Annotated in this window: 10 protein-coding genes and 1 pseudogene; all 11 read left to right on the forward strand. The window is 49.5% G+C overall.

Annotated elements, in window-relative coordinates; genetic code table 11:
• Positions 1–972: ABC transporter ATP-binding protein (locus ACQY8X_RS19825; protein ID WP_428036866.1), on the forward strand; the 972-nt coding region annotated here is incomplete at its 5' end.
• Positions 973–1,032: 60 nt separating this feature from the next.
• Positions 1,033–2,319 (forward strand): nucleotide disphospho-sugar-binding domain-containing protein, encoded by a 1,287-nt coding sequence (locus ACQY8X_RS19830; protein ID WP_428036867.1) that lies wholly within the window; start codon positions 1,033–1,035, stop codon positions 2,317–2,319.
• Entirely contained in the window at positions 2,316–2,678 is a 363-nt protein-coding gene (locus ACQY8X_RS19835) for a cupin domain-containing protein (RefSeq protein ID WP_428036868.1), read from the forward strand. Before ACQY8X_RS19830 ends, ACQY8X_RS19835 begins: the two co-directional genes overlap by 4 nt.
• A 15-nt stretch (positions 2,679–2,693) precedes the next feature.
• A complete protein-coding gene (locus ACQY8X_RS19840) occupies positions 2,694–3,038 on the forward strand; it encodes a cupin domain-containing protein (protein WP_428036869.1) in 345 nt (114 codons plus the stop codon).
• Entirely contained in the window at positions 3,035–4,090 is a 1,056-nt protein-coding gene (locus ACQY8X_RS19845) for an aminoglycoside phosphotransferase family protein (RefSeq protein WP_428036870.1), read from the forward strand. Before ACQY8X_RS19840 ends, ACQY8X_RS19845 begins: the two co-directional genes overlap by 4 nt.
• The gene (locus ACQY8X_RS19850) at positions 4,083–5,588 is read left to right on the forward strand and encodes an aldehyde dehydrogenase family protein (protein WP_428036871.1); all 1,506 of its coding nucleotides are present in this window, start codon (positions 4,083–4,085) and stop codon (positions 5,586–5,588) included. The genes ACQY8X_RS19845 and ACQY8X_RS19850 overlap by 8 nt, the downstream gene beginning before the upstream one ends.
• Positions 5,589–5,619: 31 nt before the next feature.
• Positions 5,620–7,116: an aldehyde dehydrogenase family protein gene (locus ACQY8X_RS19855; RefSeq protein ID WP_428036872.1), complete on the forward strand. Its 1,497-nt coding sequence runs from the start codon at positions 5,620–5,622 to the stop codon at positions 7,114–7,116.
• Positions 7,106–7,843, forward strand: a complete 738-nt coding sequence (locus ACQY8X_RS19860; protein WP_428036873.1) for an NTP transferase domain-containing protein — start codon at positions 7,106–7,108, stop codon at positions 7,841–7,843. The genes ACQY8X_RS19855 and ACQY8X_RS19860 overlap by 11 nt, the downstream gene beginning before the upstream one ends.
• Before the next feature lie 13 nt (positions 7,844–7,856).
• A complete protein-coding gene (locus tag ACQY8X_RS19865) occupies positions 7,857–9,245 on the forward strand; it encodes an NAD(P)/FAD-dependent oxidoreductase (protein ID WP_428036874.1) in 1,389 nt (462 codons plus the stop codon).
• 19 nt (positions 9,246–9,264) lie between these two features.
• The gene (locus ACQY8X_RS19870; RefSeq protein ID WP_428036875.1) at positions 9,265–9,423 is read left to right on the forward strand and encodes a hypothetical protein; all 159 of its coding nucleotides are present in this window, start codon (positions 9,265–9,267) and stop codon (positions 9,421–9,423) included.
• A gap of 36 nt (positions 9,424–9,459) precedes the next feature.
• Positions 9,460–9,624, forward strand: a pseudogene (locus ACQY8X_RS19875) (cupin domain-containing protein); the annotation flags it as partial.
• Positions 9,625–10,621: the final 997 nt, after the last annotated feature.

Raw genomic sequence — 10,621 nt, forward strand, 5'->3', positions numbered from 1 at the left:
GAATTCTTTGCCCTGCTTGGCGCGTCAGGCAGCGGTAAAACAACATTGCTGCGCATGCTGGCAGGTTTTGAACAGCCGACATCGGGGGCTATAGAGTTAGACGGGACGGATGTTTCAAATATTCCGCCAAACCTGCGCCCGATAAATCTGATGTTTCAGTCCTATGCACTGTTTCCTCATATGACCGTCGAGAAAAACATTTCATACGGTCTGGAAATGGAAAAACTCTCGAGTTCAGAGATCAATTCGAGAGTGTCTGAAATCCTTAATGTTATCCAGCTATCGCACCTGAAAGATCGCAAGCCAGATCAGTTATCCGGCGGACAGCGTCAGCGGGTTGCTCTGGCAAGAGCTCTGGTCAAAAGGCCACGTCTGCTGTTACTGGATGAGCCGCTCGGCGCTCTGGATAAGAAATTGCGCAATGAGATGCAGCTCGAATTGAAGCGCATTCAACATGAGTTCGGCATCACCTTTATTATCGTCACCCACGACCAGGAAGAAGCACTGGTGATGGCCGACCGTGTTGCCATTCTTAAAGATGGCAATTTACTCCAGTGCGGATCACCTAAAGAGATCTATGAACACCCCGCAACCCGCTTTGCGGCAGACTTTATTGGGGTGATGAATTTCTTTGAAGGCAGACGCACTGAGAACGGAATTATGACAAACGATAATACCGCGATCACCTCATCAACCGCCTGCACGATTCCCAGTGGAGCTGAGGTCGTTGCTGCCGTCAGGCCGGAGCGCATGCACCTGGACGCCGGGGAAGGCGAAAATGCCATCTCGGGAAAAGTCGTAGCCATGGCTTACCACGGACTCGATCTGCAACTGCATATCGATACGCCGCTGGCTGAAAAGCCAATCATGCTGCGGCTGACCGCAGATCAGGCCGAAACACACTCCTTTGAGATTGGAGATGATGTCACGGTGGGCTGGCTACCCCAAAACACACACATATTCTCTGCGTAACAGCTCTATTAAGAATATTCATATTCAGTTAGCAATTAAAAATATAAATGGATCCTTACTATGAATAAGAAAGTATTTGCGTTTTTTCCAGAGGCCGCATTTGGTCCCGCATTAAATTCTGTCGGTATTGCACAAGCGGTAGAAAGGATGGGCCATGAAGCCGTCTTTATTTCTGACCCTGGTTTTGTTGATGTTTATAAAGGATATGGCTTCAGAGCATACCCGGTAAATCTTTCTGAACCGATGCCCGCAGAAAAAATGGCAAAATTCTGGGAAGACTTTATTAACGGGCATATTCCTAACTTCAGAAAAGCCCCTATTGATCAGATAGAGAACTATGTAAAAGAGTGCTGGGAAGCAATCGTCGATAGTTCGAAATGGGCGCAAAAAGACCTTCCCTCTATTTTAGAGTCGATTCAACCCGATGTTATTGCGGTTGATAATGTCATTTTGTTTCCAGCGATCAAACAGTATGGCACCCCCTGGGTGCGGATTATTTCCTGCTCAGAAAATGAGATTGAAGACGAAAATATTCCACCGCATCTGTCCGGCATGTCTGAAAACGATAAGGAAGGTCATAAGGCTTTCCGGGAGAAGTTTAACGAGGTCATCAAACCCATCCATGATGATTTCAATAACTTCTTAGCCGAGTGTAATGAAGCACCCTATCCTGTCGGGCAGTTTTTTGAAGAATCACCCTACCTGAATCTGATGCTCTACCCTGAACAGGTGAAGTACACACGCGCCACCCCGCTTGATCCGGACAGATTTCAATATCTGGAAGGCTGTATTCGCCAGGATGAAGAGTATGTCATCCCCACGTTCAGCAAGAACAATGACGGGCCACTAATCTACGTCTCCTTCGGCTCTCTGGGTTCAGGTGATACCGACGTATTAAAACGCCTGATCACGCTGATTGGTAAAACGCGCTACCGGGCGCTGGTCAATGTTGGCGATTATAAGGAGGAATATTCGGACATTCCCGACAATGTCATTATCGAGAGCTGGTTTCCGCAGCCGTCACTGATTCCTCAGGTCGACATGGTCATTCACCACGGCGGTAACAACTCGTTTACCGAATGCCTCTACTTTGGTAAGCCCGCCATCATTATGTCCTACGTCTGGGATGGCCACGACAATGCGATGCGTGTCCAGGAAACCCACCACGGGCTGCGTTCTGAACGTTATGAGTGGACCGATGAAGAGATGATCGAAAAAATTGAAACCTGCCTTAAGGACCCTGAGATTGCGCGTACTTTAAAAGCCACCTCAGCGCACATGCAGTCGCAAAATGGCCAGGAAAAAGCAGCCCGCTTACTGATCAGTTTACTGGAGTCTGAAGCATGAAAACCCTGACATCGTCTGCCCCCCATATAACTGACGTTTCTCAGTATTCTGACCTTGCTGACTGGGGGCCTCAGCCTGACAGTCTGGCAGGTCAGTCACATTCCAGTGGCCGCTTACTATTTAAGGGGCCAGACAACTCACCGGAAAGTGGCGTCTGGGTTTGTACACCGGGCACCTGGAAAATCAGCGTGCCAAGAGATGAATTTTGTCACTTTGTTGAGGGCCGCGTGACTTACCGCCGCGATGACTCGGGTGAAGTGATTGAAGTGTCTCCAGGGACCTGTGTGCTGTTTCCCGCTGGCTGGACAGGCCAGGCCGAGGTAACAGAAACAATTCGTAATTTATATATGCTGGTTTAAAAGTCGGAGTTCATCATGAAAGCACCCGTTATGCGCAACCCGCTGGATATTAAAGACACTGTTGACTGGGGTGTTATCCCCACCATGATCGAAGGCGAAAGCCGGACATCAGGAAAAGTACTCTACAAAGGCGAAAATGGAGAAAGCGAATGCGGCCTCTGGATCTGTACTCCCGGTAAATGGGAATGCCATGTCACTAAAGATGAATTCTGTCACTTCCTCGAAGGCAGCTGCACCTATGTTCATGAATCCGGCGATGTGATTGAGATAACGCCAGATACCGCTGCGTTTTTTCCACAGGACTGGAAGGGTGTATGCACAGTTCACTCGACCGTTAAAAAGGTATACATGATCCGATGAGCAACCTAATTCAGCAGATGATACCTGTATCCCCGGATATGAGGCACTTTTTAGCTCTGCATGGATTTGAAGAAGCGGAGCTGGAGCCCATTCCCAGTGATGCCTCGCCACGGCGCTATTTCCGCCTGACAGGCTTAAACCGCTTACTGATGGTGGACCGTGCCGACAAAGACTCTTTGCGTGCCTATATTAAAATTGCCGATTACCTGAACTCAGTTAATGTTTCTGCCCCCACGGTGTATGCGCATGATTATGACAACGGACTGGCCATTATCGAAGATTTTGGCGACGGGACATACACTAATCGTTTAGCACAGGGCCATAGTGAGAAGGACCTCTATGTACTCGCCATCGATGCCCTGCTCCATCTGCATCGTCAGCCGTGCGAATCTGACATCTCGCTGCCTGAATACGATATCCACGTGTTGCTGGACGAGGTGGACATTTTCTCTGACTGGTTTGCGCCAGCGGTAGCGCCTGAGCTCGATCGCGAAAAATTTAAAGCGGCCTTCAGGCAGTGCTGGGAAACCGCATTAGCGCCTCTGGCAAACAATGTTAAGACGCTCGTCTTAAGAGACTTCCACGTCGATAATCTGATGTATCTGCCGGATAAAGAGGGAGTTGAAAGATGCGGAGTCCTGGATTTTCAGGATGCTATCCTCGGGGCCTGTGAATACGACCTCGTGTCGCTGTTGCAGGATGCGAGACGCGACCTGACGCCAGGCCTCGAGTCGTATTTATTGTCTTATTACATTGAAAATGCGGCGCCCTCGCTGGGGTCTGAAAACGACATCAGAACCCGCTATGCACTGCTAGGCGCTCAGCGCCATGCCCGTATTCTGGGGGTATTCACGCGTCTCTATATCAGGGATGGAAAGCCACGGTACCTTGATTTTATTCCCCGGGTTCTGAAGCAGTTCCTGCAAGCCAGCCGGGATGCAAATCTGCACCAGCTATCTGAACTTCTGGAAGAAAGCATGCCGGGCTGGTCATCTTCAGCGCTGAACTTATCAGCAACATCATCTACTAAAAATGGAGTGTCTGATGTCTGACATCCTCTCTGCAAGTTATTATCTAGTACCCGAAACTATCGCCAGTCAGGGCAAAACCAGTGCTGTTACAGACCCGGCGACCCTCAATAAAGTTGGCGATCGGGCATCGGTTACCGACGCTGAAATCAACAGTGTTCTTGATCAAATGACGGTCGCACAGAAAAGCTGGTCTGCCCTGGACGCTAAAACACGCTCAGCACTGCTGCATCGGTTAGCAGCGCGTATTGAAGCGACCGATATGACCGAATGCGCGATTCTGATGAGCCGTGAAATGGGTAAACCCTACCCTGAAGCGATCGGCGAAGTCGCTAACTGCGCACCCATCTTCCGCTATTTTGCAGAAATGGCGCGGGATGAAGCCGGTAAAGTTGCCGGATCTACTCAGGCTGGTTCATTCCAGTATGCGCGTTATGAGGCACTTGGCATCTCGGTGCATATTATGCCCTTTAACTTCCCTATCCTGCTGATGTGCTGGACGGTAGCCGCCTCTTTAGCGGCGGGTAATGCCTGTGTAATCAAACCCGCCGAAGCGACTTCACTGTCTACCCTGGCGTTTATGGAAGTATTTAACGATTTACCGACCGGACTGGTCGCCTGCCTGCCGGGTGATGCGAGCGTCGGTAAGCAGTTAGTCGATAGCAAGAAAACCCATGCGGTTGCATTTACAGGCTCGGTTGCTGCTGGAAAAGCGGTCGCAGAAGCCGCCGCTCGTGGACTCAAGCCTGCGGTTATTGAAGCCGGTGGCTCTGATCCGATGATCATTACCGCCCACGCGCCGATCCCGGTTGCTGCAGCAGGTGCGGTCACCGGCGCGTTCCATATGTCTGGCCAGGTGTGCACCTCAACAGAGCGTATGTACGTCGTAGAATCGATCCATGATGAATTTATTCGTGCTTTCGTGGCAGAAACTCAGCAGCTGCGAATCGGCAATGGACTGGATAAATCAGAGATCGGTCCGGTGGTCAGTCAGGCCGCCCGGGATAAAGTCATTCGCCTTGTCAATGATGCCGTGGCCAAAGGTGCCCGGGTTGAATGTGGCGGGAAAATACCTGAAGCAGCCGGACCGGGGTGGTTTTATGAACCGACCATTCTGACAGGCTGCACCCCGGATATGGACATCCTCAACGAGGAGATTTTTGGCCCCGTGGTCGCCGTTGTCAAAGTCGCTGATTTCGAAGAAGCGATAACCCGGGCCAATGACAGTGAATATGGTCTGGGAGCGTCAATCTTTACCACCGATCTGGCTGAAGCGCATGAAGCGGTTGAACGTCTGGAAGCGGGCCTGGTCTGGGTTAACAACCCGATGATAGATAACGATGCGTTACCCTTTGGTGGCTGGAAAAGTTCGGGAATTGGCCGCGAGCTTGGACGCGTCGGCCTGGACACCTTCCGGCGCTCAAAAATGGTGGTTCTTGATCACCAGCCAATACGCCACGACTGGTGGTATCCCTATCCAGATGAGTGGTTTTTAGATTCCGGCGGACGCAAACACGTATAAGCCTATGTATATAAAATACTAAGGGGCAGTCATGAAAACACAGTTATATATAAACGGCGAATTTACAGCGCCTTTAAAAGGCGGGTATTTTGCTGCGATTAACCCTGCTGACGAATCAGAATTTGCACAGGTCGCATCGGCTGAATCCGCTGATGTCGAGCGTGCGGTTAAGGCGGCAAGAGCAGCCTTCGACCAGGGCATCTGGTCTGAGAAGACAGGGGCGGAAAGAGCATTAATACTGCGAAAAGTTGCAACCGGCATACGGGATAACCTTCAGCACTTAGCCAACCTGGAAATGGTTGATAATGGCAAACCGTTACCGGAAGCCGAATGGGACATTAATGATGCTGCGGTTTGCTTTGATTATTATGCAAACCTTGCTGAAAAATCAGATCAGCAACCGGTCGCAACCGTTGATGTCGAAGATGATCGTTTTGACAGCCGTATATGGATGGAACCTGTCGGTGTCGTTGCCGCCATTACCCCCTGGAACTTCCCCATGCTAATGGCTGTATGGAAAGTGGCGCCAGCGCTGGCTGCTGGCTGCTGCGTGGTCCTCAAGCCATCAGAGCTTTGCTCTATCACCTGCGTAGAGCTGGCCAGGATTATTCATGCGGCGGGCGTGCCTGCCGGGGTGTTTAACCTGCTTACAGGGTTTGGACCGGATGCTGGTGCACCGCTGTCTGAGCACCCACTGATAGATAAGATTGCATTCACCGGCTCTGTTGCCACCGGTAAAAGCGTCATGCAGGCGGCTGCGACTGGCATCAGATCGGTTTCCTTAGAGCTGGGCGGAAAATCCCCCTTTATTATCTTCGGGGATTGCGATCTGGATAAAGCCGTCGAGTGGATTCTGTTTGGCATTTTCTGGAATAAAGGCGAAGTCTGCTCTGCGACGTCGCGAATTTTGGTTGAAGACAGTATCTATCCTGAACTGCTTGAACGCCTTAAAACGGCGGCGGAACAAATAGTCATTGGCCCTGGAGATAAAGACGGCGTGAAGCTGGGACCTTTAGTGTCGAAATCTCAGTACGACAAAGTCCTGGGCTTCGTCGAGCGGGCAAAAACGTCAGGCGCCCGGCTGGTCTCTGGCGGAGCCGCCGCCAGCGGATTTGATAAAGGCTATTACATCCAGCCAACGATATATGCCGATGTGCCGCTGGATGCTGAAATCTGGTGTGAAGAAATATTCGGCCCGGTGGTCTGCGTGGTGCCCTTCAGGGACGAACAGGACGCGTTGCAGAAAGCAAACGCTTCCCCGTTTGGCCTTGCCGGTGCAGTCATGTCCGACGACCTTGACCGCTGTGATCGCATCGCCCAGAAACTCCGGGCGGGTATTGTCTGGATTAATTGTTCTCAACCGACCTTCGTGCAGGTGCCATGGGGTGGTTTTAAATCCTCCGGTATTGGTCGGGAGCTTGGCGAGGCCGGCTATAACGCCTATCTGGAGACGAAACAGGTAACCCGCTTTGATCATCAGCAGGACTGGGGCTGGTATGCATCAGGAGAATCACAAAATGAGCAATGAACATCTTGCCGCGATTGTACTGGCCGCGGGCAAAGGTACGCGCATGGAGTCAGATCTTCATAAGGTGCTGCATGAGTTAGCAGGCAAGCCAATGCTAGGGCATGTACTGGACACATTAGCTTGCCTGGAGATCAGCAAAACGCTCGTTGTTGTCGGTGCAGGCCGGGAGCAGATAGAGACAGCCTATCCCTCTCTGGCGACCGTCGTTCAGGAAGAGCAACTGGGAACAGGACACGCCATCAGAGTAACCGAGTCTGCACTAGCTGACTTTGACGGGGTCGTACTGATTCTCTATGGCGATGTCCCCCTGGTAACGTCAGACACCCTGCTTCGGCTGGCTAATAAAGTAACTCAGCAGTGCGCGCTGGCGGTCCTCGGCTTTCGTCCAGGGGAAACCGCAGCCTATGGCCGTTTACAAACAACCGAAAGTGGACGGCTGGAACGCATCATCGAGCACGCCGACGCCACCGATGAAGAAAGAGCCATTCAATTCTGCAACTCAGGCATTATGGCAGCTGACAAAAAGCGACTGTTTGAAATGCTGAGTCAAATATCCAATAGCAACAGCAAGGGAGAGTATTATCTCACTGATATTGTTGAAAAAATGAACCGTGCAGGACACCGGGTTGAGACGGTCGAAGCCAGCCCCCTGGAAGTCTCGGGGGTCAATTCTAAAGCCGAACTCGATAGCCTGAATCAGACACTCCTGAATCAGTCCAACGTTTAATCATGAGGGACATATGACTAAGCACTTTAAGTTCAAATCTGCAGTTAACCATTCTTACTGGCTGGATACGGTGCCACAACGGGACCCATTTCCGACACTCAAGGCGGACATCTCAGCAGATATTGCGATTATAGGTGGCGGATTTGTCGGTTTGTGGTCGGCACTGAACGCGCGAGAGCGCTTTCCCGATGCAAAAATTGTCATTCTTGAAGGGGACAAATGCGGAGCCGCTGCCAGTGGGCGTAACGGGGGGTTTTGTGCCCCCAGCATCTCTCATGGTATCAGCAACGCAAAGGCTCGATGGCCTGAAGAAGCAGAGTCATTAGTCCGTCTTGGCAGAGAAAACCTGGATGGCCTGGAGGCGGACTTGAACAACTACGGTATCGATGCTGAATTTGAGCGTAAGGGAAAATTAAACCTGGCAGCTAAACCCTGGCAGGTTGACAGCTTACGCGCCATGCAACAGAGCTATCATGAGTTTGGTGTCGAGGCGCAGTATTTAGATCCATCTGATTTGACCGGCTTTCTCAACTCCCCTGCGTATCTGGCCGGTTTATTTGAGCCTAACTACGCGACAGTAAACCCAATGAAGATCGTCGAAGGCCTGTGCTCTGTCACCGCTAAAAGCGGTACTGAGATTTATGAAAACAGCAGAGTGAACGACCTGAAAAATCAGGCAAACAGTATTCTTCTGACAACCGACAATGGCAGTGTTATCGCAAAGAAAGTCATTGTCGGCACCAATGCCGCAGTACCGATTATCAGACAGCTGAAATCAAAGGTTATCCCTATCTTTGATTACACACTTGTCACAGAACCCTTGTCGCAGTCAGAACTTGAGTCCATCGGCTGGGAACAGCGTTACGGTATTGCAGACGCGGGCAACCAGTTCCATTACTCCAGAAAAACCGCAGATAACAGAATTTTATGGGGTGGATATGATGCTATCTATCACTATGGAAGCAACCAAAGCAAAAAGCTGTATAACCGTGATGAGAGCTTTGCCAGGCTGGAAGAACATTTCTTTGAAGTATTCCCCTCGCTGGCTGATATAGGTTTTTCACATGCCTGGGGAGGCGTCATTGATACATCAGCCCGGACAACGTTCTTTTCCGGAACCCTGTATGACGACAAGGTAGCTTACGCCTCCGGCTTTACCGGCCAGGGGGTTTCTGCTTCAAGATTTGCTGCTCTGACAATGCTGGACCATCTGGAAAACAAAAAAACCGAGTCTTCACAACTCAGAATGCATAACGCGTATGCCGTTCCCTTTCCTCCGGAACCGATACGCTATATGGGCGTGAAGTGGGCTCAGCACGATCTTGCTAAGGAAGACCTGACAGGAAAACGGTCGCTCCTTTTGAAAACACTGGATCAGCTCGGCATCGGTTTTAACTCTTAACATAGTGAGAAATAGCTGTATGACAACCCCTAAACATGTCGTCCTGTTTGATGCCACGCAAACATCACCGCAGCAAACCCGTATACAGGACCCTGAGATTGTAGACACGCCGTATATCAGTAATAGCTGGCGTCATTTTACCAGCAGCGACGGCCGCGCTATTTCGGGCATCTGGTAAGCGGAGCCTCATCTAGAGCGCTGCCAGTGTGATTTCGATGAGATGTGTCATCTTCTCGAGGGCACAGTCCGCCTGACTGATAGCAAGGGTAATAGCCAGCAGTTTTGTGCCGGAGATTCCTTTGTTGTCGAAAAAGGTTTTAGCGGCACCTGGGAGAATCTGACTTACGTAAAAAAAGTCTTTTTCATCCTGAATCAATAACCTGTGAGCTGACCACCTGCCATTCCACTGCAGGACAGAATTCGCAGGTTATTTTTGATCTGGCGGGATAATAGCGAGCCAGCAAAGGCTCGCTGTTTATTCAATCCATAACTCAGCCATCACTAACCTATTCTGCTCTCCTGCTTATTCTTCCTGCTTATTCTGACTAAGACAAAGCGCTTCAACTTTTTTATGCTTTAATGCGACACACCCTGACACAAAATTATCACTGTACTGACTGCTACGGTCTGACTGATGAGTCGGGATAATTCACTCAGTATCGGGCGTCAATCCTTCGCGCTCGCCTTAATGAGGTACTTAGAGAATCAACAGAACTTTTTCAACTTTTAGTATTTTTAACTAATTTAGTACAATCCACACTGACTATTTAACATGGCGTAAAAAATATCATTAAAATACAGATCGAAGATAATTCCTGCCATTCCTTCAAATAACACCAGCATCAACAGAGCACCAGAACAACCTTCCAGAGGCTGAGTAAAAAGGTCAGCTAACATGACGCTGACGGGGATAAAAAATCACTATTCTAAAAACCATAAATAACTTTATATTTCATAATATTAAATATTAAAAGCCATATTATTTACACGCCAGCATCATCACCTTATCAAGATCGATATTCATCGCTATCCTGCCTGTTCAGAGATCAGTCCAGCCCCCTGAGACTACCTCAGCCAACTCAACCTGACATCATATAGATGAGTATATTTACCCTATAGCATGAATATTTTTTTGATCTCAACATCAGAGACAGCTGAACATAAAAAATACAGATAATACAAATTGACGATATTTTTTTTATAAATAATACTGATTGCATGGTGTTCATTAAGAAGCACTTAAACCAGAAAAAGACTGAAAGATTGCAAGTCAGTTGTATTGCTACCACGGAGATTGAGTATGTTCCGAATAAGAATAATGTCAGGATTGGTTTGCGCACTTTTAAGCGCTTTCAGTTCAGCAGATGAATTAGTCG

The organism is Amphritea sp. (assembly GCF_050300915.1).
Lineage (GTDB): Bacteria > Pseudomonadota > Gammaproteobacteria > Pseudomonadales > Balneatricaceae > Amphritea.

Coding starts and splice junctions, on each gene's coding strand:
- ACQY8X_RS19865 (WP_428036874.1), top strand. CDS start 7,857: ATGACTAAGCACTTTAAGTTCAAATCTGCAGTTAACCATTCTTACTGG.
- ACQY8X_RS19830 (WP_428036867.1), top strand. CDS start 1,033: ATGAATAAGAAAGTATTTGCGTTTTTTCCAGAGGCCGCATTTGGTCCC.
- ACQY8X_RS19845 (WP_428036870.1), top strand. CDS start 3,035: ATGAGCAACCTAATTCAGCAGATGATACCTGTATCCCCGGATATGAGG.
- ACQY8X_RS19860 (WP_428036873.1), top strand. CDS start 7,106: ATGAGCAATGAACATCTTGCCGCGATTGTACTGGCCGCGGGCAAAGGT.
- ACQY8X_RS19855 (WP_428036872.1), top strand. CDS start 5,620: ATGAAAACACAGTTATATATAAACGGCGAATTTACAGCGCCTTTAAAA.
- ACQY8X_RS19870 (WP_428036875.1), top strand. CDS start 9,265: ATGACAACCCCTAAACATGTCGTCCTGTTTGATGCCACGCAAACATCA.
- ACQY8X_RS19850 (WP_428036871.1), top strand. CDS start 4,083: ATGTCTGACATCCTCTCTGCAAGTTATTATCTAGTACCCGAAACTATC.
- ACQY8X_RS19840 (WP_428036869.1), top strand. CDS start 2,694: ATGAAAGCACCCGTTATGCGCAACCCGCTGGATATTAAAGACACTGTT.
- ACQY8X_RS19835 (WP_428036868.1), top strand. CDS start 2,316: ATGAAAACCCTGACATCGTCTGCCCCCCATATAACTGACGTTTCTCAG.